Source organism: Pantoea sp. JZ2 (genome assembly GCF_035191405.1).
GTDB classification, from domain to species: Bacteria; Pseudomonadota; Gammaproteobacteria; order Enterobacterales; family Enterobacteriaceae; genus Pantoea; species Pantoea stewartii.
Map to the genome: position 1 here is coordinate 3,747,294 of NZ_CP045247.1, position 24,637 is coordinate 3,771,930.

Genomic DNA, 24,637 nt, shown 5'->3' on the forward strand with positions numbered 1-24,637 from the left:
AGAGGGATTTTCTATGGTTTTCTGGCGGAAAACGTGATGACGGGTTTACCTCCCCATAGCAATAATGACGGTTCAGTGGTGATTACGCAGTCATGGCAGCGCTGCAGTAAATATATGCAACGCGATAACTGGCAGACGCCACACCAGGCGCAGGGCCTGACCTATGAATCCATATGTCGACGTAAAGCCGCGTTGATAACCCTCGGTCAGGCGACGCTGGAGGATGCATGGGAATACATGGAAAACCGTGCCTGTGCGCTGCTCATTCTGGACGAATCAGCCTGTATTCTGACCCGCTGCGGCGCGCCTGAAACGCTGATGCAGCTTGACGCATTAGGCATGCGGGATGGCAGCTATTGTGCGGAAAGCATTATCGGTACCTGTGCCTTATCGCTGGCGGCGCTTGAAGGTCAGCCCATTAAGACCCACGGCGAACAGCACTTCAAACGGGCCCTTCATCCCTGGTTTTTCTGCTCAACCCCAATATTTGATAATCATGGTCGCTTATTTGGCTCCATTTCTCTGGCCTGCCAGGACAAGACGCAGGCATCGTCAGATCTTTCTCTGACGTTAGTCATTGCCCGTGAAGTGGGCAACTCGTTACTGACGGACACTTTGCTTACCGAGTCCAACCGCCATCTGAATCAACTCAATGGCCTGCTGGAAAGCATGGATGACGGCGTGATGGCCTGGAACGAGCAAGGCGTGTTGCAGTTTCTCAACGCCCGGGCCGCACGGATGTTGCATCTGAATGCGTTGACCAGTCAGGGAAAAATGCTGGCGGATTTGGTGACCCTGCCTGCCCTGTTGCGTCGGGCCATCACCCAGGTTCAGGCGCTGAAGCATGTAGAAGTCACGTTTGAAAGCCAGCACCAGTTTGTGGATGCCGTCATTACGTTGAAACCGATTGTTGAACCCCAGGGCAACAGTTTTATTTTGCTGCTTCATCCGGTTGAGCAGATGCGCCAGTTGATGACCAGTCAGTTAGGCAAAGTCAGCCATACGTTTGAACAAATGCCTGAAGAAGATGCGGAAACACGACGTTTGGTTTGTTTCGGCCGTCAGGCCGCAAAAGGCCGCTTTCCGGTCTTACTGTGTGGGGAAGAAGGCGTGGGGAAAGAGCTACTCAGCCAGGCGATTCATAATGAAAGCGACCGGGCGAGTGGCCCCTACATTGCGGTTAACTGTCAACTTTATGCCGACAATTCTCTGGGAGAGGATTTTACAGGCAGTGCGCCCGGCGAGGATGAAGATGGCCGGTTAAGCCGACTGGCGCTGGCCAGCGGCGGCACGTTGTTTTTGGAAAAGATTGAATATCTGACTCCGGCTCAGCAGTCTGTGCTGCTTCAGGTCATCAAACAGGGCGTACTGACCCGGCTGGATGCCCGGCGGCTTATTCCTGTTGATATCAAAGTGATTGCCACAACGACCACTAATCTGGCCCATCTTGTGGAACAGAATCGTTTTAGCCGTCAGCTTTATTACGCCTTACATTCCTTTGAAATTGCCATACCGCCTCTGCGGGCGCGCCGTCACAGCATTCCCTGTCTCATTAACACCCGGTTGCGCAGGCTGGAAAAGCGGTTTTCATCACGTTTTAAAGTGGATGACGAGGTTATCACGCAGTTAATGCAGTATGGATGGCCAGGCAATGACTTTGAGCTCAACAGCGTAATCGAGAATATTGCGATCCGCAGTGAAAATGGCCATATCCGGCTAAGCAACCTGCCTGAATCACTGTTTTCTGAACAGGCTGATAATACTGCCGGCACGGCGTTGTTGCCGGATGATTTGTCTTTTCGCGCCATTGAAAAAGAAGCGATTCTTCAGGCAGCCCGAATGACGCACGGCAAGGTACAGGCTATGTCGGCGATGCTGAATATTGGACGCACCACCTTATGGCGAAAAATGAAACACTATGCGATTGATGCCAGTGAGTTCAAACTAAAGTAAGGGCTGTCGGTTATATTCGCCAGCCAATGAGGCGGTCAGTCTGCGCCTGACCGCCTTGTTATTTTGCTACATCATACCCGGGACAATGATCGCCAAAAAGATCAGGGCAATTAAGCTATGTTTTACCCAGTAATAAAGGGTCCGGTTACGCTTTTTCAGCTTCTGTCCGGCATCGCGAACAGCATTAACGTATTTAAAAATCCGGTTAATGAATCCCGTTTTGTCATTCTCATCATTGGGCGAGGCGGCTGCCGACATTAATGTATTGCCAACCCAGTGATTAACCGCCTGTGCCCAGCGCCATTTCATCGGCCGCTCAATATCGCAGAACAGAATAATGCGCGTTTGCTCGCTTTCATTCTGCGCCCAGTGCACATACGTTTCGTCAAAAATCACCGCCTGACCATCGCGCCAGCTATGGCGCTGGCGATCCACTTCGATGAAACAACGGTCGTCATTGGGCGTCACCAGGCCAAGGTGATAACGCACCGATCCCGCGTAGGGATCGCGGTGTTTACCTAAATGACTGCCTGCAGGCAGTTCTGCAAACATGGCTGCTTTGATGGACGGGATCTGACTCACCAGTGCCGTGGTCACAGGACACAGCTGCTGTGCTGAAGGGTGCACATCGCTATACCACTTAAGGTAAAAACGTTTCCAGCCACGTTTAAAGAAGGTGTTAAAACCTGCATCATTATGGCTTTGTGCCGCTTTGATGTGATCCTGAAGCCGTATCGCCTCCTCACGGATAACCTCCCAGTTATCGGTAAGCTGACGAAGTTCAGGAAAATCATCCGTCGGGAAATAAGGCTGTTTTGCCGGCAACCTGGAGAAGCCCGTCATAAACATATTGATGGGCGCCATAAAGGTCGAGTGATCAAATAACTGACGTGAAAACTTTTGCTTTTCTACACCGCGTGAGTGCGCATAGATAACGCTAATAATAAAAATACCAATGATAATGGCAGCCACCATACAACGTGTTCCTTGTGTTGCAAGAATGGAGTGTTTCTTGCGAAGAGTTATTGGGACTTTAATTTTTAGTATTGAAACGTAAAAATTTTTGTCATGCAGTGCGCTTTGCGTTATCACTCATGGCGAATAACGGCAGGTTGTTTAGTAAAGGTTTATAAAACGGAAGCGATCTGTCCGCACAGCGCGTCAGATCATCGCAATAACACTTCAACATCTGCCAGCATGTAAATAAACGTCGCGAGGCCGAAGCCTCGCGAATGTGTATGCATGCTAATCGTAATACGCCACCTTCCGATCGACGCCGTTTATATTCATCAGCACAAATCCGGTCGGCGTTGTTTTATTTGTCGGCGAGCCTTCTGCGGTCGCCAGGGTTACCACCCCTTTTTCATTGGCGCCCAGCCCCGCTACACCATTGTGAAGACCAAAGCGCGCAGCGGGTTTTAGCGTCCCGACTTTTGTGACGTCATCAACCTGAGACATATCACTCTGGAAAAGTGAGCAGGATCCGGTGTCAAAGCGCGTCGGCCCGGTCGTTTTCAGGTTAAACATGGTCTCACCGCTGTTAGCGCGCAGCTTGACCCACACGCCAGCATAGGTGGTGCCCACCCGGTTGTAGCGAATATCCATAACAGCAGGTTGACCCATGTGGCAGGCATCCGCCCAGACGGTATCCAGCCGTTGTAGGTTGATCCACGTTTTCCCTGTACCCGGCATGTTAACGGGTGACGTAGCAGTTCCCGAAGGCGTGGTGTTATCCGCTTTGCCAATCAACTCAATAACCCATTGCTGATTGGGTGAAGGGAAAAACACCTGGCCCAGGCGATACCAGTTATCCGTCGCAGTATTATTCACGACTTTATAGCCACTGAAGTACCCTGCCCGTAGCGATCCACTCATAAACGTGCCGTAGTTCTCGTCGCGGCGATAGCCATACTCGAAAGTAGAAAGCCATTTGCCCGTGACCAGATCCTGACTGAGCTTTGCGCCCGCCTGCAGGTTAATATGGCGCATTACCACGCGCGCATTATTGAGGATTAAAGGTGCACTACAGTCTTCGACGTTGAGCGTATCAATTGTCCAGCCGCCATCAGACAGATCGCCGGGATTACGCGTATGTTCAATCCACACGTTGCGCATAATCGCCTGTGTCATGCGCGGCATGTAAAGCGTGGCATCGCCATAGCCTGTCTGGAAATTCGCGTTGCACAATTCAACCGCCGTGGAGTGATCCCACACGCCATTGGGCGAATTTGACCAGCCAATATCAAACACCCGTGAGTAGGTGGTATTGGTGTAGATTTGCTCAAACTTACTGTCGAGCGTGTCCTGCAGTTTAAAAATCGTGCCGCCACTGCGCTGGCCGCGAAAACAGCTAATATTGACGATTTGCCCTTCCACACAAATATTTTCAAAGAAAGGCTGAGTGTTGCTGCACATCTCGGGGGTGATGGTGGCTTTATTGGCAACAATATCCGCGCTGGCTTGCCCGTCCCAGGTGATACCACGGATCGTCGTCCTACGGGCTTTAACCTTAAACAGCGTATTGGCGCTTTTGTCGGAGATAAGGGTTGTGCCAGGCAGAGAACCCAGCGCCAGGTCATCGCCGGCCAGACCAAAGAACGGCATTTCTGTATCACTCAGGTCCATTGGCATGATCAGGAAACGTCCGCCGGGAAAACGGACCGGTAAACCTTTCATATTTTGGCTGTAAGTTTGTGACCAGCCAAGAATACGTTTAAACGCATCGGTGTCATCGGTTACGCCATCGCCTTTCGCGCCAAAATGCAGGATGTTAACTTCACGTGGATCGTTAATCGAACGCTTCCAGTAAAAGTTATTGCCAACGGCGACTGTACCGCCATCGTCTTTTAACGTGGTGGTGCCGGTGAATCCCACAAAATCACCGCCGCCCCGGAAACTGGAGTCTTTGTCGTAGTAGCGTTTTAACATGGCAATTTCACCTGCTTTTGACGGCACGGTAGTACGCAGCTCAGCAAATGAGTTGACTTCAATCATGATATCCTCCTCAGGATAAGGGTTTATAAATCATTTAGTTAACTATTTTGACGATGAGGGATGTCCACAGAGGGCATCCCAGAGATCGTTATGGGCATTGATGGCGCGCACAGTGCGAATGTCTGCCTTCTGCGCGTCATCGCCATGGGTGTAAATAGGGGAAAAGAGAATGCAGGCTGAATCGTTAGAGATGATGGGTTCAGGGCTGGTTATATTTGGACTGCTGCAACTTGTCGCGAGCAGCAGCATCATCAAGATTGAGGTTATCAGTCGCCACACGCTTCGCCTCCTCACTATTGTGTTGCTGTTGATGAGTAATCTTCGTCAGGCGGTCTGCCTCTTGCCTGGCCCCCTCGGCTTCTGACTGCGCCTGCTGTTGCACCTTGCCAATTTTTTTGCCACCGAAGTAACTGGCTCCCAAAGCCGCCATCAGCGCACCCAGCGCAGCCAACCAGTGCCAGCCACCGTTGGTTAACAGAGAAAAAAACGTCATGACTCCATCTCCTTACTTTGCCGTTTTTCATTGAGCAGGGTTTTCTGGCGAACAAACTGCGCAATCACGCCCATCGCCACCATGAAGGCACCGATAAGACCCAGATAGTTGTGGGGAAGAATGCTTTTTACGTCCTCCGGCAGTGTTTGCCAGGCATTGAGCGCAGAAGACGGAAACGACTGAACCCAGGCACTGAGCATCGATCCCAGCGAGGCAAGCCATACAGACCAGGTTTTAAACAACAATTTGGCGTGAGAAACAAACTGAAGCGTGGTGAAGCGCTGCATTAACAGCAAAATGATAATGACGCTTAACACCGCGATAATGAAAAGTAACCATCTCATAGTAACCCCCGGTAGACGTCATAGTTTCCGCTGCGCATCACTTCGGCATGACGCCGGACACGGCCCGGTGTCTGCCGCGCCCACAGGCTGTTGAGCATGGCCTCACCGGCCTCAACAAAGTTTTCCTGGGCAATCGCGTTGAGCATGTTTTTAAACTGCAAAATGCCATCTACGCCAAGCTGATAGGCCATACTCATCAGAACATCGGTACGCGCCTCATTACATTTCTCCAGCGCCAGCTTAATGGGCGCACGGCTTTGCATATCTGTGATCTTGTTTTCCAGAATGCATTGCTTCCAGACATCCCCGACCCGCCGGGGAACCCGCATGACATAGTTACTTAGCGATGCGCCTTTCGGGCCAATACGGATGCCGCCTGCAACGGTAGGAAACCCCAGCGTATCGAGATAGGGCATTTCTGCGTAACCCTCTTCAAAATTCAGAATTGCAATAATCTGGCTCATAAAAACTCCTCATAGACGATGCAGACATAACCGACCGGACTGACAAAACATAAAACAAACTGATTAGTGCAGGGATAAACGCAGCGGCGATGTCGGGTGAACATGCAGCAGCATTGAAGCATTTACAAAAGGTCAGAAAGGATGGAGATGTCTGCGACAGGCGTAAAATCAGTGACGAAAAATTCGTTCAACGGACCGCATAGAGATGAACATGGGGCAGGCAGCAATTATCAAATCCTGATATCTCCTGGCTTCTCAGGCGCGGTGCGGCAATCGCGCGATCAACAGCCGATATCACTTGCCGCTGACAGATTTGCTCTGCGCGGCGAAGCGTGCGGGTTTCGGGTGGACAGTTAAGTGCTTCGTCAATACTGTGTTTGAGACGGTTAAGAGGTTGACGCCGCTGATGACGGCGAGTTCGTGCATTGCCTGTAAAAACGCTTTTGCCATACTGGATTATCGCCATAACTCCTCCTGTGAATGAGTCTTTGGCGATAGGGTGGCAGGCAAGCATTTTCGCTCCGTTGAACACGCCTGAACGTCGCGGAATGCTGTTCACAGGCACTCCTCCCGGCTGAATAATCAGTCAGGTGGAAGGGTAAGCAAAGGGTTCGGGCGGCATCTGATGACACTGCACGGTACGCATCCACCCCATCCCAAAGCTCATTAGCGTTGGGGGGTTGATTCGCGCTTGTGCAGCGCCTCAATTGTTTAAGAGCGTTTCATCCTGGAGGTAACAACTTTTTTCGTCCCTGCTCAAATTATTAACAAGTTCTTATGCTTTATCAAACACCACTGGTTAATTTATTTTTTACCATAAGTTAACTTTTTGAATTTAGACCGATTATTTTTTCACTTAAGGATCATCAGTCTGACTGAATTGCCTAACCCAGAATATGATACTGCCTGGCCTGGCTCATGATCACCTTTGCAAGAACGGTTAAACTGCCCGCATCATTCCGGTCCAGATACCAGGTCTCGTAACGTTTATTATCTGAGATAACAGCAATTCTTTTATGCTGCAGTTGCAGGCGTTTGAGGTAAAGTCTGTCGTCCAGCGTAAAGATGTAGATGCCATCTCCGTCGAATGTCTGCACGCTAATGTCCACAAACAGCTGATCCCGTGGGGCAAATGTGTCTGACATGGCATCGCTGTTCATTGCGATTAACCGAATATGATCGGCCGGGCGGCCGCTGAACAAGATGCGGGCTTCCTCCTGCCCGTATTCGATAGCCTTAATCGTTTCAACGAAGTCATCCCCGACGGGAACCCCCATTGCTGACGTTTGCCCCAGGTCAAAACTGTTAACGCGAAACGTGCTTTTTTGGCACGGCATATCCTGCAGTAAATACGGTTCCGGTGTCTGCTCCATGCCATATTGCAACCATTCTACTCTGACACCCAGTAACTGGCTGAGCGCCAGAAGATTGCCGTTATCGGGCACGGACTGCGCGTTAAACCATTTCCACACGCCGGGTGCGGAAATCTGACAACCCTGCTGTTGCAGCGCACAGGCGATCTGCTTATTTCGGCCATGACCGGTGATGCCCGCACTTTCACACGCGGCGATCAGCCTGGCAGTGAACGCTTGTTTGATACTCTCTTTTTTAACCATCAGTTAATAATCAACCATGAAAGAGGTGCTGAATGTTATTTTCGTTATTGCTACCAGTTCATTTTATATTACCGCCCGTTGACTACCTAACGGCATTGCCAGGCATTTTTGATTATTGTTAACCGTTATTATGCCAAGCGAAGCATAAAATCAGGCGCTAAGCCGCGTCTGACCTCACCTTTCAGTAATCTTGTGTAAAAAATTGCGCCCTACCTTCATCGTTTCTGATGAACAACCTCCCTCTTACTGACTAAAAAGCGGCCAACGGGCGAAAAACTCTACCATTGAGTGGTGCGAAAAAAGCCATCTAAAAAAAACGGGAGCCTGCACAGGCTCCCGTTTTATTCACTAAAATGTGGTTATGCACGCAGGCTGTCGTCTCCCCAGCCAATCCATTTATAGGTCGTCAGCGCCTCCAGGCCCATTGGACCACGGGCATGCAGTTTTTGCGTACTGACCGCGACTTCCGCGCCCAGACCAAACTGTGCCCCGTCGGTAAAGCGCGTGCTGGCGTTGACGTAAACAGCAGACGAGTCAACCTGCTTAACAAAGCGCGCGGCATTTTGTGTGCTGCGTGTCAGGATAGCGTCTGAGTGCTGCGTGCCGTGCTCGCGAATATGCGCGATAGCTTCATCCATATCGGCAACCCGTTTAACGTTGAGATCAAGCGACAGCCATTCATCGTCGTAATCGCCCTGTTGGATGGCGGTAACGCTGGCCGGTCCCTGCTGCAGTTCACTCAGGATACTGGCATCAGCATGCAGCGGAATGTTCTCCTCTGCCATGCGGGCCATAAAAGCGGGCAGAAAGCGCGCCGCCATGGCCGCGTCGATCAGCAGCGTTTCGAGGGAGTTACAGGCACTCGGACGCTGCTTCTTGGCATTCACGATGATATCCAGCGCGGCGTCGATATCCATCGTGTCGTCGATATACATATGGCAAACGCCAATGCCGCCAGTAATCACCGGAATAGTGGAGTGTTCGCGACAGAGTTTGTGTAGTCCGGCGCCCCCTCGCGGAATCAACATATCCACATAGCGGTCCAGTTTTAGCAGTTGATTGACCAGTTCCCGATCCGGATTCTCAATCGCCTGAATGGCAGCTGATGGCAAGCCGTGCTGCTGCAAAGCGTTTTGTATTACCCGGACGGTAGCCGCGTTCGTCCGCCATGTCTCTTTCCCTCCACGCAGGATGGCCGCATTGCCGGTTTTCAGGCACAGGCTCGCCACATCCACCGTGACGTTCGGACGCGCTTCATAAATGACGCCGATCACCCCTAACGGCACCCGGCGGCGCTCAATGCGCAAGCCGCTGTCCAGTAAACCACCATCGATCACCTGCCCTACCGGATCGGCGAGCCGACAAACCTGGCGAACATCGTGGGCAATCGCACTGAGGCGCGCGGGCGTCAACGTCAGGCGATCGAGCAATGCGGCGCTCATGCCGTTCTGCCTCGCCTCAGCCAGATCCTGCTCGTTTGCCGCCAGGATCCCCTCGCTTTCTGCCTCAAGCCGATCGGCGATAGTCAGCAAAACCTGATTTTTTTCTGCCGCAGACAGATCCGCCAGTTTCCAGGCCGCGGCGCGCGCCGCCTTTCCCATTTCTTCAAGCATGTGTACTCCTTAACTGACGATCATGTCGTCGCGATGCACGGCAACCGGCCCGTATTCGTAGCCCAGAATCTCGCTTATCTGTTGACTATGGTGACCCGCAATCATGCGCATCGCATCACTGTTATAGCGCGAGACGCCGTGCGCAATATCGCGCCCCTGCAAACTGCGGATACGGATCACTTCACCACGGGAAAAATTCCCCTGAATCTCGCGGATCCCTTTTGGCAGCAGCGAACTGCCGCGCGCAACAATCGCAGCAAGCGCACCGTCATCCACGGTGATCTCTCCGGCGGGCGGCGCACCGAAAATCCAGCGTTTACGGTTTTCCAGCGGCGTCTGCTGAGCATGAAACAGTGTACCGACGGGCTTGCCCTCAATCACATCGTTGATCACGCCATGACGACTTCCGGCCGCAATAATGACATCAATACCGGCCCGGCAGGCGACATCGGCAGCCTGCAGCTTCGTCGACATGCCGCCCGTGCCCAACCCGGATACGCTTCCGCCCGCCAGTGCGCGCAGTGCGTCGTCAATGATATGCACATCGCTGATTAACTGGGCATCCGGATTACTGCGCGGATCGGCGGTAAACAATCCCTGCTGATCGGTCAGTAGCAACAGTTTGTCTGCCCCGCCCAGCATTGCCGCCAGCGCAGAGAGATTGTCATTATCGCCCACTTTAATTTCCGCCGTGGCAACGGCGTCATTTTCATTGATGACCGGCACAATGTGGTTGTCCAGCAAGGCCCGTAAGGTATCGCGGGCATTGAGGAAGCGTTCGCGATCTTCCATATCAGCACGGGTCAGTAACATCTGCCCGATATGAATACCGTAAATGGAAAACAGCTGTTCCCACAACTGGATCAGACGACTTTGCCCCACCGCAGCTAACAGCTGCTTTGAGGCGATGGTAGGCGGCAGTTCGGGGTAACCCAGATGTTCACGACCGGCCGCCATCGCGCCGGAGGTCACAATCACAATACGATGGCCGGCGGCGTGCTGCTGCGCGCACTGACGCACTAATTCCACCATATGTGCCCGGTTTAACCGACGCGAACCGCCGGTAAGCACGCTGGTACCCAATTTGACCACAAGGGTCTGACTGCCACTCATGTTGTCCTGCCGTAAAAAATTTCTGTGAACCGACTTTTTAACAGGTGCGGTGAGGGAAGCCAACAGCCAGTAAGGGAAAAGCTGCAAATTTTGCAGAGTGCGGAGTAGACCAAAAGTTCCCCTTTAACAACAAAACATAAAAGTTGTCATAAAAACTTCATCATTCATCGGTAAAAAGTCGGTGTTTTACAAATATTTTCACTAATGCCTCAAAAGTTTTCTTGATGTAACAAGGCGGCAAATGAATGCCCCCTGGTGCGTTCACTGAGCGACCGGAGAATAAGGCAGCCCTGCCTGCAGCAAGAAAATAGTGAGGATATAAGCATTTTACTCATTGGGATTGATAGCAAATGAAGAAAAGTACACTGGCAATCGTTGTCTCTGCTCTGGCGCTGACCTCTGCCGCTCAGGCCGCTGAAGTTTATAACAAAGACGGTAACAAGCTGGATTTCTACGGTAAGGTAAAAGCCGAGCATTACATGAGCGATAATGCTGGTCAAAATGGCGACAAATCTTATGTGCGTATCGGTTTCAAAGGCCAGACGCAGATTAACGATATGATGACCGGTTATGGCCAGTGGGAATATCAGTACAATGCTAACAACTCTGAAGGCAGCGATGCTAATTCAGGCAATAAAACTCGTCTGGGCTTTGCCGGTCTGAAATTCTCTCAGTACGGTTCATTCGACTATGGCCGTAACTACGGCGTACTGTATGACGTTGAATCGCTGACTGACGTCTTCCCGGAATTTGGTGGTGACGGTACAGCCCGTACGGATAACTTTATGGCGCAGCGCGCTTCTGGCGTCGCCACTTACCGTAACACCAACTTTTTTGGTCTGGTCGATGGTCTGAAGTTTGCCCTGCAGTATCAGGGTAAAAATGACTCGACTTCCGCAAACAGCCGTACCGATATTACACGCCAGAATGGTGATGGCTATGGTGCCTCACTGGGTTATGCGATTGCTGACTCTGGTGTGAGCGTACTGGGTGCAATCACTTCTTCTGACCGTACCAATTCACAACAGGCGGGTGCCTATGGTCATGGCGATAAAGCGACATCATGGGGCACGGGCCTGAAATATGATGCCAACAGTATTTATCTGGCCGCGATTTATACCGAAACCCGCAACATGACGCCTGTCAGTGGAACAAACCGTGTCGCTGGCGGCTCCGTTTCGGGCTCAGCCAACAAAGCAGAAAACCTGGAGCTGGTTGCGCAGTATCAGTTTGACTTCGGCCTGCGTCCTTCTATTGGCTACGTGCAGACCAAGGGCAAAGATATCGAAAACGGTATCGGCAACGAAGACCTGGTTAAATATATCGACGTGGGCGCCACCTACTACTTCAACAAAAACATGTCGACGTTTGTTGATTACAAAATTAACCAACTGGATAAAGACAACAAGCTGGCGCTTAACAACGATGACATCGTTGCTGTCGGCCTGACCTACCAGTTCTGATGAATCTGAGCTTCGCCTGACGAGAGAGGCTGTCGAAGGAATGACGGCCCGCGTGATGGAGAGGTTTAGTGCTTTACCCTCAATGTGAATGTGTCTGTTAAAAGGGCGAGTGACCATCACTCGCCCTTTCCTGTAGGGCAATCTGAGCGGGATCGATCCTGACAACAAAGCCCCCGCAGGGGCTTCAGTTTCAGGCGCTGAGTTTTATCGGTTTTTCATCGAAGTCACTGGCGGGCACCAGATCCAGTTCAAACTCTTTCAACGTCTCTTTTAAACGGCCATGGAAATTACGCAGCGTTTCTTCCACGCGGGCTGAATTATCTTTGCCCTTGATCGTGGCGACAGACCAGTCGCCCTCTTTATCAAACAGGCCAATATGATACACATAGGTAACGTGATCGGCTTGCGCTTCCAGCTCCATCCACCAGCCCCAGAACTCTCGCAGCTCAGGCGCAGGTTTAACATTTACGCAGGCAGCCAGGCAGTCGAAGAAGAAGCGATTTTCACTACATTTTCCATCGCGTATGTAAGGTCCCAGTTCCGTGAAGCGTTTAAGCAGGCGACTGCGGGGATGACCACTCGGTAACGTCATGCTAATTCTCCATTAGGACAGGCTTTATATCTCGAACCGCAGCAGCCATGCTGCATTGTCTTGCAACGATCCGAATGATTCCAGCTAGTAGTTGTAGCAAACACTGTCAATTTTGCCAGCTATCTTTTTAAACGTTGTGCCAGCCAGTCGCAGATTTCATTCAGGGCGCTATCGAAACTGGCCGCTACCGGTTTTACCGGAATTAACAACGCTTTACCTTGTGGTGAAGAGCTGGCAATCAGTTTGCTTTCCTCCTCAGGGCTGAAGAGATCGTTGGACCAGTATGCTGACAGCATGGGCGTGGCAGTTCGACGTCCCAGTAGCCCCTGATTTTTCAGCGAGTAGCTGAGCAGTTCCGCCCGCAAGGCGCTGTCTGTACTGCCTGCCATGCCAAGTCGGCTGGCCAGCATGTCCATATACATATCCGGTACTTTGTTTTGCAAGGTATTTTGTGTCAGCAGGCTGTGTACAATGGGCCCGAGACAGGCTACGGCTCGCAGACGCGGCACTTCCAGATAGGCCAGACGAACGGCGACATTGGCACCGAAGCGAAAACCCAGCGCCGCTACGCGCGTGTGATCGATCCACGGAACAGAAGCCAGATCGCGCAGCACCTGCTGATGCAGAAAGCTGGTATCCTGGCTGAGCTTCCACTTGATGGCGTTCCCGACGGACGGCATATCCAGCGTCAGCATAGCGATGCCGCGCGGCGCAAGATAATCGTGGAAGAGACGATAGTGGTCAGTTTGCAGCGAGTCCAGCGCACCGCAAAACATCACGGTCGGATAAGGGGCTTCCACGCCAGGCGGCATATGCAAAAAGCCGCTGACGGGGCTGCCTTCTTCAATGTGGAAGGTCAGCGTTTTGAGTTCCCCGGGTAAGCGGCGGGTCGCTTCTTCATAAGCGCGGCTGGCCAGAGCCTGCGCCTGATCCGCCAGTTCATCGCCTTTAATATAGGGGTACGCGGCCACACTGTAGAGATGAGACGCGTGCAGCCAGTCATGCCCGGCCTGGTCGTGGGCGTCCTCTTTCGCGTCCAGCGCACGTTGTTGCCAGCGACCTGCCTGTCTGCTCCACTCGTAATTCCAGTTACCGTTGCGATAACCTATTACCGTATCCAGTAGCGCAGGGTTGGTGTGCTCAACATCGCTGATTGCAATACGCGCCAGTACCTCGCTGATCTCCTGCGCAGGCACGCCCCGCCATGTCCACATCAGCTTATTAAGCATCCGATACCAGCCACGCCGACTGTCGCCATCCAGGGCAGAATGCACTTCATGCGTGGCATGCCGACGCAGGCGTACCAGCGACGACGTTTCGGGATGTTTAAAGCGAGGTTTAAACAGCTCAACGCTCAGGTTTTTGCCAGACATATCACCTCTCTAACAACACAGACAGCAGCAGTTAAGTTTACTGTACTGCACGGCAAGTCGCGAGGCGCAGAAAGCACAACGCCCGGAAAACCGGGCGTTGTTTGTGTTGCGTCAATCAGCCTTTGACAATCGGTGGAATATAAACCACGCCCATGTCCCATGGCTGTTCGATCCAGGTGTTCTGCGGAATATCAACGATATAGTCGTCAACCAGCGCCCGCCCGGCAGGCTTTGCAAAGATGGTGCAGAAGCGCGCTTTGGGATACATCTCACGGATGGCTTGTGCGGTACCGCCGGTATCCACCAGGTCGTCAATCACGATAAAGCCTTCACCATCGCCTTCGGCGCGTTTCAGGACTTTCATTTCACGCTGATGATCGTGGTCATAGCTGGAAATACACACGGTATCGACATAGCGAATACCCAGTTCACGTGCCAGCAGCGAAGCCGGTACCAGACCGCCGCGACTCACTGCAATAATGCCTTTCCACTGTTCAACAGGCAGCAGGCGTTGAGCCAGTTTACGGGCATGAATCTGCAGCATGTCCCAGGTAACGACGTATTTTTCGCTCATAAATAGGAATCCCAGCCAGTCAGTGTGGCTTAAAAAATGTGCAACGGGGAAAAGGTTGCGCGAGATTATAAGGACATGACGCGCTAAAAACCAGCACCTGGCGGCTGGTTGCGGTTTTTTAGCGCGGTGAATGACACACAGAACGAAAAACAGTGATATTCTCGCCCTATCTCGTCAGTTCACTGACGGCGATCTTTCACTGGAACTTCGCACTGTCCGGCAAAGCCGGCGCACTGACACAGGAGACTTGTCGTGTCTGAATTGTCTCAACTCTATCCACAGCCGCTGTGGGATTTTTTCGCCAAAATCTGCTCGATTCCTCATCCCTCTTTTCATGAAGAAGCGCTGGCTAACTACATTGTTAAATGGGCCAAAGAACAAGGCTTCTGGTGTGAGCGCGATCAGGTCGGCAATATCCTGATTCGTAAACCTGCGACCGCCGGTATGGAAAAACGCACGCCCGTGGCCCTGCAGGCACACCTTGATATGGTGCCGCAGAAAAATAACGATACCGTTCACGACTTCACCAAAGATCCTATTCAGCCGTATGTCGATGGCGAATGGGTGAAAGCGCGCGGGACGACGCTGGGCGCCGACAACGGGATTGGTATGGCCTCGGCCCTTGCGGTACTGGCGGACAACAGCCTGACCCATGGCCCGCTGGAAGTCCTGCTCACCATGACCGAAGAAACCGGTATGGACGGTGCTTTTGGTTTACAGCCAGGCTGGCTGCAGGCTGACATTTTGATCAACACCGATTCGGAAGAAGAAGGTGAGATCTACATGGGTTGCGCAGGCGGCATCGATTTCATCACAACCCTGCCCCTGACGCGCGAAGCGGTTCCTGCCGGTTTTGAAACCCTGAAGTTCACCCTGAAAGGACTGCGTGGCGGTCACTCAGGTGCGGATATTCATATGGGCCTGGGGAATGCCAATAAGTTGCTGGCCCGTTTCCTGACCGCGCATGCGGCAGAGCTGGATCTTCGCCTGATTGCGTTCACCGGCGGTACACTGCGCAACGCGATTCCTCGCGAAGCCTTTGCAACCGTTTCTGTCGACAGCAGCAAAGTGGATAACCTCAAATCGGCCGCCGCCAGCTTCCTGGCCGCGGTACAGAATGAGCACGGCGTGAAAGAGAAGAATATTGCTTTTGTCAGCGAACCGGTTGCCCATCAGGGCGAGGCGCTGAGCCGTGAAAGCCGCGATCGCTTCCTGAATTTGTTAAACAGCACTCCGAACGGCGTGATCCGCAACTCTGATGTCGCCAAAGGCGTTGTGGAAACCTCACTTAATGTGGGCGTTGTGACGATGGATGCCGACAAAGCGGAAATTAACTGTCTGATTCGTTCGCTGATCGACACGGGACGTGATTATGTGGTGCAGATGCTGACCTCACTCGGCCAGTTGGCGGGCGCGCAGACCAAACCAAAAGGCGGCTATCCTGGCTGGCAGCCCGATGCCGACTCGCCCATCATGGCCCTGACGCGTGAAACCTATGTCGCCCTGTTTGGCAAAACACCCAATATTCAGGTGATCCACGCGGGTCTGGAATGTGGCTTGTTTAAAAAGCCCTATCCCAACATGGATATGGTTTCGATCGGCCCAACCATCACAGGTCCGCACTCCCCCGATGAGCAGGTCCATATCGAAAGCGTTGGCCTGTACTGGAAGCTGCTGACTACACTGCTGAATGTGGTGCCGGAGAAATAAAATCCGTACACCATAAGATTAAGGGCTTATGTTCTGCATAAGCCCTTTTTTTGCGCCTCGCTCGCCTTTCCGCCGTCACACTTACCCGAGCATTAGCTTTCGTCACCCGTCGCTAAAACAGTTTAAAGCGTTTCTCCGGGGTGCAGATTGGCATTTTCTGTTGCAACACCAGTGTAATAATGTCGGGAATCCCTCTTTTCCCGACCGCGTTTTAACACCATTGCGCTAGTCGGGAATCGTTCGTCTGACACGACCCGAGGACGCATGAAGACCTTATTACTCACCAAAGAAGATGTCCGACAGCTCATCAGCATTGATGATGTCATTGAAGCCGTCGACGAAGCCTACAGGGCCTTTAACGGCGGCCTGGTGGAACAGCCTGACTATATCGGCCTGCACCTGCCCGCCCCCCGTGGCGAGATTGATTTTAAAACCTGCTATTACCGCACCAACGAACTGATTTCGATGAAAGCCTCCTCCGGCGGTTTTTCAGAAAACCCGTCCCGTCCTGGTCTGCCGGGCGGTATGGGCACGATCATCCTGTTTGATGCCCAAAGCGGCGCCCTGTGCTGTGTGATGGACGGTAGCCTGATTACCGGTCTGCGAACCGGTGCGTCGGGCGCTGTTTCCGTCAGAGCACTGGCACGTAAAAATGCCAAAAAAATCGCCGCGATTGGCACTGGCAATCAGGCGAGAATGCAAATCCAGGCGATCGCCCGGGTAATGGATATTGAGGAAATCCATGCCTGGAGCCGAACGCCAGCCACCCGTCAGGCTTTCAAAGCGGACATTGAAAGCACCACAGGTATTCCGGTCATTATCGCGGACAGCTGTCAGGCGGCGGTCGGGCAAGCCGATATTCTTATCACCACCACCCGGGGCAAAGGACCGCTGATTGAGGCCGACTGGATTCCGCCCGGCACGCATATCATCGCCATTGGCACCGATCAGCGCGGTAAACAGGAGTTTGACCCGCAGATTTTTAGTCGGGCAAAAGTGATCGTGGATTCCCTGCCCCAGTGCACGCAGAAAGGAGAAACCTGGCATGCGCTGGACAGAAATATCATCAGTGAAAACGCGATTCATGCCGAAATCGGGGAAGTTTTGTCCGGGACAAAACCGGGCCGGGAAAACGATCGGGAAATTACCTTCTTTGACTCCACCGGGCTTGCCATTCAGGACAACACGACAGCCGGGCGCATTTACCGCAAGGCCCTTGAAAAAGGCTACGGAACCGGATTTGCATTTTTTGAATAACGTTTCGTTCAGACGAAGGTAATGTATATGACGCGTTCGTACCCCACCCTGCAGGACATTCATGACGCGCAGCAGCGCATCGCTGCCCACATTCGCCATACGCCGTTACTCCGCGCTGAAAAAATTGAAAAACGGGTCGGCTGTGAGCTTTATCTCAAGCCGGAGACGTTGCAGATTACCGGCGCGTTTAAAATACGGGGCGCACTGAATAAGGTCCTTTCTCTGCCCGTTGAGGCGTTTGCCAACGGCATGATTTCCAGTTCATCAGGCAATCATGCCCAGGGCCTGTCTTATGCAGGCAGAATGCTGGGCGTAAAGGTCATTCTGGTGCTGCCGGTCACAACGCCGCAAATCAAAATCGACAATACGCGCGCCCTGGGCGCAGAGGTGATTCTCTTCGATGGCGACAATGCGTCCCGCTGGAAGAAGGTGTATGAAATTGCCGAGCTCAACAATTATGCGGTGGTGCATGGCTTTGAAGATCCGATGGTCATGGCGGGCCAGGGAACGATCGGCTGCGAAATCCTGCATGATTTGCCGGATGTGGATACCGTGATTGTGCCGCTGGGCGGTGGCGGACTTCTCTCCGGTGTGGCGATCGCAATCAAAGAAAGCCGCCCTGCCGTCAGAGTGATTGGCGCGGAACCCGCTCTGACCCCGAAATATTACCAAAGTCGGATCAACAAACAGCCAACGTCACTGCCGCTGCTCAATACTATTGCGGATGGCTTAAGACTCAGCGTGCCGGGCCGCAATCCCTACCCGATTATTGAAAAGTACGTAGATGAGATTGTGCTGGTTGACGACGAGCATATTACTCAGGGCATGCGGGTGCTGGCCAGTGAGGCAAAATTGATTGCCGAGCCCGCGGCCTCCATCGGCCTTGGCGCGTTGCTGGCGGGATCGGTCAGCCTGAAGCCCGCTGAGAAAGTCTGCGTACTGTTAACAGGCGGTAACTGGGATCTGGCTGACCTCGCCGAGGTCTACGCCGTGAAGTAAACGCGACGGATGCGATACGTTCTTGCACGTGGTGAAGTCTGCGACAAAACCACGTCGCATTTTCCTATCCTGAGATAAAAGCGCATCCGTTTAAAAAAGACTGACGCCCAGGCGCAGCATAATCCGCTGGGTTAAGGCGACTTCTTACCGTTAAATCACCAACTTGCTGCGCTTAGTCAGCTTTAGCCGCCATTATGTCCAGATGTCTGGATGGCTAATAAATTTCTGTGCTAACTTATGCGCTTTCGTTAGTTGCCGCACCGGTAGCTTCGGGAAAAAATGCGATCAGTGACTTTAATGGAGAGCTCCGTGATGCGTGCAGTCAATCGCCTTGAGATGCGTAACATCTCTATCGATTTCGGCGGATTTGCCGCGTTAACCTCAGTGGATTTTCTGACGGAAGGTCACTCGGTTCATGCCCTGACCGGGGCCAATGGCGCGGGTAAATCCACCCTGATGGCGGTACTCTCCGGTGCCCACAGTCACTATCACGGTGAGATTCTGCTGGACGGCCAGCCTGTGTCGATTCGCAGCCCGCGTGACGCCAAAAAGCTCGGCATTCACCTGGTGCAGCAGGAAGTGGATGTTGCGCTGGTGCCCCAGTTAAGCGTGGCCGAGAACATTCTGCTGGATCAGCTGGCCGAACCGGGCCATGGCTTTCGCTGGGGCGATATGCGTCGTCAGGCGCGAGACCTGCTGGCGCAGCTGGATGCCACGATTGATGTCAAACGTCCGGTCGAACGTTGTTCGCTGGCGGAAAAGCAGCAAATCCTGCTGGCCAGAGCCCTGTCGCACCATTGCCGCTTTCTGATTCTTGATGAACCCACTGCCCCACTCGACCAACACGAAAGCGAGCGCCTGTTCGCCGTAGTTCGTCGCCTGCAGACCAGCGGTATTGGCGTGATATTTATCTCTCACCGTATTCACGAACTGAAAGCCATCTGCGATCGCCTGACGGTACTGCGCGATGGCCGCCTGGTGGAAAGTAGCCCAATGGCTTCCCTGAGCGGTGAGCAAATCGTTGAAAAAATGCTGGGTCATCCGTTGACCGATATCTATCCTCCGCGCCGGCCATTGCAGTCCTCATCCGTACTCATGGCGGTGGAAGGATTACATGATGAACACCTGCTTCAGGATATCTCACTGCGTTTACACAAGGGCGAGATTCTGGGTATTGCCGGGCTGGCCGGGGCTGGCAAAACCGAACTCTGCAAAGCGTTATTTGGTGCCAGTAAAAGCCGGGTTGCCCGCGGTGAACTGCACGGTAAACGCTGGAAACCGCGATCGCCACACGATTCCGTGAGTCAGCGCATGGCACTGGTGCCGGAAGAGCGCCGCAAAGAGGGCATCTTCATTGACGAATCGGTGGCGATGAACCTCAGTATCAGCGCAGACGACAGTTTTTCCCGCTGGAGCCTGTTCGGCCATCGTCAGGCCTGGCGCTGGGCGGAAGCGGTGATCCGTCGTCTTAACGTGCGTACGACTGGCCCCGCCCAACCGTTACGTCGGCTTTCCGGCGGCAATCAACAAAAGGTGGCGATTGGCAAATGGTTACGCAATAACGCCGATGTCCTGATTTTCGACGAACCGACCAAAGGCGTGGACGTAAAAGCCAAAACGGAACTGTTCACGCTAATCAGCAACCTTGCCCATGAAGGCAAAGGGATTATTTACGCCTCTGGCGAATTTTCTGAACTGGTCGGCTTATGCGACCGTATTTGTGTGCTCTGGGACGGACGTATTGTGGCGGAATTAGACGGACAACGCGCCACGGAAGAGACACTTTTGCTCTATTCCACCGGAGGAACCCCTGCGTGAGCAGTAAAGAGTTAGCCCTGAATTCCGCATCGCCATCGCTGCGCCATCAGCTGTTCGATTTCCTCTATAAGTGGGGCATGTTGCTGACAGTGGTGATATTGATCGCTGCCTTTGGCCTGGCTTCCGACAGCTTTCTGGAGCCGAACAATATCGTCAATATTTTGCGGTCTATCGCCATCGTAACCGTGATTGCCGTGGGCGTTTCAGTATCCCTCACCGTTGGCGGCTTCGATCTTTCGGTGGGCTCTACCGCGTCACTGGCAAACGCCCTGGTCATTTCGCTGTTTGTCTGGTACGGCTTCGACACCACGGCGGCGATCGCCATCACTCTGGCGCTGTGCACGCTGGTGGGACTGTTTAACGCCTTTCTGATCGTCGTGCTGCGCATTCCCGACATGCTGGCCACGCTGGCCACCCTGTTTGTGATTCAGGGCGTTGCCATGACCTACAGCTTTGGCGGCTCGATTACGGAAAACATGGTGCTGCCCAGCGGCGATATGGCGGAAGGCACCATTCCTGCTGCCTTTAACCTGTTGGGTCAGGTACCCACGATCGTGATTATCATGCTGGTGGTGACCGTGGTGGCACAGCTGGCGCTATCGCTGACCAAACACGGCCGCCGCATGTATGCGCTGGGCGGAAACCCCGAAGCCGCCCGACTTTCCGGTATTCGCACCACGCGTTATCGCGTTCTGGCCTATGTGATTGCCTCACTACTGGCCGGACTGGGCGGTATTCTGCTGGCCTCACGCATTGGATCGTCCCAGGTTAACGCCGGTAGCGGTTATCTGATGGACGCCGTGGCTGCCGCCTGGATCGGCTTTTCACTGGCCGGCTCCGGTAAGCCAAATGCGCTGGGTACGCTGGTCGGGGCCGTCATTTTAGGGGTTCTGCAAAACGGCCTGGTAATGTTATCCGTGCCCTATTACGCCATGGACATTATCAAAGGATTAGTGCTGGCCTTAGCGCTGGCCATCACTTATGTACAGCGTCGTTAAGACGCGTTCTTCTACTGGAGTTAAGAATAATGAAAAAGATAACACTCTCGCTGCTGGCCCTGAGCCTGTTAAACGCCAGTGCCGCGTTTGCCGACACCATAACACCTGTCCCTGCCGCCATCGCCAATCATGAAGGGCCGATTCGTATTGCCGTCATCCGTAACCTCGGTTCCGACGACAACACGACCCAGTTTGTGGCAGGCGCGATTCAGCAGGGTCGCCAGTTGGGCTTCAAAGTCAGCACCTTCCTCAGCAACGGTGATGACGCGCGTTTTCAGGATTTTGTTAATCAGGCGATCAGCCAAAAATACGACGGTATTGTGCTGTCACACGGCAAAGCGCCCTATGCCAGTGCGTTGGTAAAACGCATCGCTGACGCGGGCATTAAAGTGTCGGTATTTGACACACCGGTAGACAACCCGATTCCCGGCGTGACGGTGACCGCCCAGGATGACGCCTCGCTGGCGCAGCTCTCCCTGGGGCAGTTGATCAAAGACTTCAACGGCAAAGCTAACATCGTGAAGTTATGGGTCGCCGGTTTCCCGCCGATGGAACGCCGTCAGGTGGTGTATGAAAAATTATTAAAAGAAAACCCAGGCATTCATCAGCTAGAGTCCATTGGTGCCGTATCAACGGATGTCCAGGGCGACACGGCCAACAAAGTGGGCGCGATTCTGGCGAAATACCCGAAAGGCAAGATTGACGCCATCTGGGGCGCATGGGATGCCTTCAGCCAGGGCGCGTATAAAGCGTTGCAGGAAAATGGCCGCACCGAGATCAAGCTGTACAGCATTGATGTTTCCAATCAGGATTTGCAGCTGATGCGCCAGAAAGGCAGCCCGTGGGTGCAAACCGTCGCGGTCGATCCGAAAACTATCGGTGCCGTGAATATGCGCCTGGTGGCGAACAAGATCGCCGGGGAAACCACGCCTGCGACGTATGAATTTAAAGCGTCGTCGATTTCACAACAGGCGCTCGACAGTCATCCTGGCGCTGTGAATGTCGCGTCGCTTAACAAGATCATTCCGGGCTGGGGCAGCAATAACGATTTTGTCCAGCCGTGGTTTGCGACACTGGAAGCGAAATATAAGAAATAATGGGGTGTTGGTGGCGATTACGCGGGGCGGTTAATTCGCTGCGCGAGGTGGCTGGTTTGTGTCGCTGACGGCTTGTGAAGCGCTGAGAGGGTTTCGCCCGCCAGGCGGCCGGGAGTTTCAGTCTGCCCGGTGCGGGCGACCAACAAGGGCTCCCGTCCTGCCCAACTCCCCCACTTTGAGATTTGCGTCTGTTCAGGCGTTTTTATTGCTTTGGATACCGATAATGAGTTGCAGTGATGCTTGCGCGAGCAGGCGTTGAGAAGGTTTGAGTCGCTGACGGCTTATGAAACGCTGAGAGGGTTTCGCTCGCCAGGCGGCCTGGAGTTTCAGCCAGCCCGGTGCGGGCGACCGACAAGGGGCCGCCAGCCGCCGCGACCCCTTGACCCCGGGCTCCCGTCCTGCCCACCCGCCGCTGCGCGGTGCCTTCGCTCCTTCAGGATTTCTGCGGACCGCCAGGACGCGCCATCCATGGCGCGGCCCGGCTCTCGCCGACGTCCTGTCGGCTCATCCGGAAATCCCTCATCCGCTCAGCGGGTGGGAAGGCCGCCCCTAACCCCCCGCTTCACTATCTCTGTGTTAAAGCCACTTCCATTGTCGCTGTAGGTGACCGGAAAGTCCTACCGTCTGCTGGTTTTGAATCAATGCCTGTTTATCAAGTTTTATCTTTTTAAGCCTCACTGAACACATTCAAACAGACAACACCCGCTTTTTTTAAAAAAACAGGACTGACAGGCGGGGGGTTTTCTGCCGGCATCCGGCGCGCTGAGGAGGGAACGGAGGCCAGGACGGAGCGGCAGGGATGCCGCGCAGAGGACGGCTGCGCCAGGGACGGCGCATCCGGACGGTCCGTCAGGCCGCAGTGAGTGACGAAGGAACAGCGACGGCTGCCGGCCGCCGGGATTGTTAAGGGGCTGGCGCAAGCCCCTTAACCCGGCCGCCTGCACGGACAGGCTGAAACTCCCTGTCGCCTGGCGGGCGGAAAACTCCCGGTGTACGACCGTAATCACCCCACTCAACGCGAAAGCGCCCCCTCTATAATCCCAGCAGCAACTGTCTCTCCAGCTGCGGATCCACCAGCGTCACATGCAACCCCACCAGCCGGACGCCACGTCCGGCGCGGCGCTCGTCCCAGGTCTTACGGGCCACGGCAATCATGTCCTCTTTATTGAGCACGGGCCAGACATGTTCCTGAGTGGTCTGCTGGAAATCACTAAACTTCAGCTTCACGCCCTGGCGCGCAATGTGCTTATCGGGTCGAATCTGCGTCAGGCGACGATCAAGCTCGGCATAGAGGTAATCAATAATTTCCAGACAGCGCTCCCAACTGTCGATATCGTCAGCCAGCGTCCGCTCCACACCCAGCGATTTCCGTTCGCGTTCAACCACCACGCCCCGTTCGTCAATGCCGTGACTGCGCTCCCATAACACTCTGCCGAACTTGCCAAAACGCTTAAGCAGCAGCGCCAAATCGGCTTTTTGCACGTCCGCGCAGGTGTGCAGACCCAGCTCTTCGAGCTTTTTTGCTGAAACTTTTCCTACACCGGGAATTTTTGCCAGCGGTAAGGCCAGCAAGAAATCGGACATCTGGGCCGGTGTAATCACATACTGACCATCAGGCTTGTTTAAATCGGAGGCGATCTTGGCAAGGAATTTTATGGGCGCGATGCCCGCAGAGGCGGTGAGCTGCGTTTCGCGAAAAATGGTGGCGCGGATGTCCTGCGCGATAAGCGTGGCCGATCCCTGACAGTGCTGGCTGTCGGTAACATCCAGATAGGCTTCGTCCAGTGAGAGTGGCTCAATGAGCGAGGTATAACGCGAAAAGATGGCGCGGATCTGACTGGAGGCTTCTTTATAGACGTCATACCGTCCGGGCAGTAGACGCAGATGCGGACAAAGCTTTAAGGCCATACCGGTCGGCATCGCGCTGCGTACGCCATATTTGCGGGCCGGATAATTAGCGGTACTGATAACGCCACGTCGATCGCGGCTGCCGCCGATGGCCATGGGAATATCGCGTAATGAGGGATCGTCACGCATTTCCACCGCCGCAAAAAAGCAGTCCATATCAACATGAATGATCTTACGCATCGCCCCTCCAGTACTGGATAAGTATACAGTTCGGAAAGGCTTGTGCAATATTTCTTGCAATAACAAACAAAGTTTACA

21 protein-coding genes are annotated in these 24,637 nt (G+C 53.5%); 8 read left to right on the forward strand and 13 right to left on the reverse strand.

Translation table 11 applies throughout. The annotated features are described in order from the left end of the window. Positions 1–36: 36 nt before the first annotated feature. Positions 37–1,953 carry a dihydroxyacetone kinase operon transcriptional regulator DhaR gene (gene dhaR, locus GC087_RS18265; RefSeq protein ID WP_058708255.1) on the forward strand — a complete coding sequence of 639 codons (1,917 nt, stop codon included), beginning with the start codon at positions 37–39 and terminating at the stop codon, positions 1,951–1,953. Between the two features lie 66 nt (positions 1,954–2,019). On the opposite strand, the gene lpxO is transcribed toward dhaR, so the two are convergent. The 9 genes from lpxO to proB form a co-directional block, all read right to left on the reverse strand. Further along, complete coding sequence (lpxO, locus tag GC087_RS18270) at positions 2,020–2,928, reverse strand: lipid A hydroxylase LpxO (protein WP_033738574.1); 909 nt, start codon at positions 2,926–2,928, stop codon at positions 2,020–2,022. A 270-nt stretch (positions 2,929–3,198) separates the two neighbouring features. Continuing rightward, positions 3,199–4,947: a putative phage tail protein gene (locus GC087_RS18275; RefSeq protein WP_058708254.1), complete on the reverse strand. Its 1,749-nt coding sequence runs from the start codon at positions 4,945–4,947 to the stop codon at positions 3,199–3,201. A 199-nt stretch (positions 4,948–5,146) separates the two neighbouring features. Continuing rightward, positions 5,147–5,440 (reverse strand): hypothetical protein, encoded by a 294-nt coding sequence (locus tag GC087_RS18280; RefSeq protein ID WP_033738571.1) that lies wholly within the window; start codon positions 5,438–5,440, stop codon positions 5,147–5,149. Continuing rightward, positions 5,437–5,784: a DUF7940 domain-containing protein gene (locus GC087_RS18285; protein WP_006118062.1), complete on the reverse strand. Its 348-nt coding sequence runs from the start codon at positions 5,782–5,784 to the stop codon at positions 5,437–5,439. Before GC087_RS18285 ends, GC087_RS18280 begins: the two co-directional genes overlap by 4 nt. Continuing rightward, positions 5,781–6,248, reverse strand: a complete 468-nt coding sequence (locus GC087_RS18290; protein WP_033738569.1) for a lysozyme family protein — start codon at positions 6,246–6,248, stop codon at positions 5,781–5,783. The genes GC087_RS18285 and GC087_RS18290 overlap by 4 nt, the downstream gene beginning before the upstream one ends. Positions 6,249–6,435: 187 nt before the next feature. Beyond that, positions 6,436–6,714, reverse strand: a complete 279-nt coding sequence (locus tag GC087_RS18295) for a transcriptional antitermination N peptide (RefSeq protein WP_072193621.1) — start codon at positions 6,712–6,714, stop codon at positions 6,436–6,438. A 418-nt stretch (positions 6,715–7,132) separates the two neighbouring features. After that, positions 7,133–7,864 carry a S24 family peptidase gene (locus GC087_RS18300; RefSeq protein WP_324028975.1) on the reverse strand — a complete coding sequence of 244 codons (732 nt, stop codon included), beginning with the start codon at positions 7,862–7,864 and terminating at the stop codon, positions 7,133–7,135. A gap of 359 nt (positions 7,865–8,223) precedes the next feature. Further along, entirely contained in the window at positions 8,224–9,477 is a 1,254-nt protein-coding gene (gene proA, locus GC087_RS18305; RefSeq protein ID WP_006118058.1) for a glutamate-5-semialdehyde dehydrogenase, read from the reverse strand. Positions 9,478–9,486: 9 nt separating this feature from the next. Beyond that, positions 9,487–10,590 carry a glutamate 5-kinase gene (gene proB, locus GC087_RS18310; RefSeq protein WP_033738564.1) on the reverse strand — a complete coding sequence of 368 codons (1,104 nt, stop codon included), beginning with the start codon at positions 10,588–10,590 and terminating at the stop codon, positions 9,487–9,489. Between the two features lie 350 nt (positions 10,591–10,940). On the opposite strand from proB, the gene ompC reads away from it, so the two are divergent. Then, positions 10,941–12,053: a porin OmpC gene (gene ompC, locus GC087_RS18315; RefSeq protein ID WP_324028978.1), complete on the forward strand. Its 1,113-nt coding sequence runs from the start codon at positions 10,941–10,943 to the stop codon at positions 12,051–12,053. Positions 12,054–12,243: 190 nt separating this feature from the next. Here ompC and crl read toward each other — a convergent pair whose 3' ends face one another. The 3 genes from crl to gpt form a co-directional block, all read right to left on the reverse strand. After that, positions 12,244–12,645 (reverse strand): sigma factor-binding protein Crl, encoded by a 402-nt coding sequence (gene crl, locus GC087_RS18320; RefSeq protein ID WP_006118055.1) that lies wholly within the window; start codon positions 12,643–12,645, stop codon positions 12,244–12,246. Between the two features lie 119 nt (positions 12,646–12,764). Then, complete coding sequence (frsA, locus tag GC087_RS18325) at positions 12,765–14,018, reverse strand: esterase FrsA (protein ID WP_058708251.1); 1,254 nt, start codon at positions 14,016–14,018, stop codon at positions 12,765–12,767. 115 nt (positions 14,019–14,133) lie between these two features. After that, entirely contained in the window at positions 14,134–14,592 is a 459-nt protein-coding gene (gene gpt, locus GC087_RS18330; RefSeq protein ID WP_006118053.1) for a xanthine phosphoribosyltransferase, read from the reverse strand. A gap of 252 nt (positions 14,593–14,844) precedes the next feature. On the opposite strand from gpt, the gene pepD reads away from it, so the two are divergent. From pepD to GC087_RS18360, 6 genes are all read left to right on the forward strand, one after another. Further along, a complete protein-coding gene (pepD, locus tag GC087_RS18335) occupies positions 14,845–16,302 on the forward strand; it encodes a beta-Ala-His dipeptidase (protein WP_324028980.1) in 1,458 nt (485 codons plus the stop codon). Between the two features lie 264 nt (positions 16,303–16,566). Then, positions 16,567–17,559 carry an ornithine cyclodeaminase family protein gene (locus GC087_RS18340; RefSeq protein WP_054688091.1) on the forward strand — a complete coding sequence of 331 codons (993 nt, stop codon included), beginning with the start codon at positions 16,567–16,569 and terminating at the stop codon, positions 17,557–17,559. Between the two features lie 27 nt (positions 17,560–17,586). After that, on the forward strand, positions 17,587–18,558 hold the full coding sequence (locus tag GC087_RS18345) for a threonine/serine dehydratase family protein (protein ID WP_324028982.1): 972 nt from the start codon (positions 17,587–17,589) through the stop codon (positions 18,556–18,558). Between the two features lie 312 nt (positions 18,559–18,870). Next, complete coding sequence (locus tag GC087_RS18350; protein ID WP_058702743.1) at positions 18,871–20,376, forward strand: sugar ABC transporter ATP-binding protein; 1,506 nt, start codon at positions 18,871–18,873, stop codon at positions 20,374–20,376. Continuing rightward, positions 20,373–21,374 carry an ABC transporter permease gene (locus GC087_RS18355; protein WP_054634454.1) on the forward strand — a complete coding sequence of 334 codons (1,002 nt, stop codon included), beginning with the start codon at positions 20,373–20,375 and terminating at the stop codon, positions 21,372–21,374. The genes GC087_RS18350 and GC087_RS18355 overlap by 4 nt, the downstream gene beginning before the upstream one ends. 29 nt (positions 21,375–21,403) lie before the next feature. Further along, entirely contained in the window at positions 21,404–22,471 is a 1,068-nt protein-coding gene (locus GC087_RS18360; RefSeq protein ID WP_039338561.1) for a sugar ABC transporter substrate-binding protein, read from the forward strand. A gap of 1,032 nt (positions 22,472–23,503) precedes the next feature. On the opposite strand, the gene dinB is transcribed toward GC087_RS18360, so the two are convergent. Continuing rightward, positions 23,504–24,559, reverse strand: a complete 1,056-nt coding sequence (gene dinB, locus GC087_RS18365) for a DNA polymerase IV (protein WP_006118046.1) — start codon at positions 24,557–24,559, stop codon at positions 23,504–23,506. Positions 24,560–24,637: the final 78 nt, after the last annotated feature.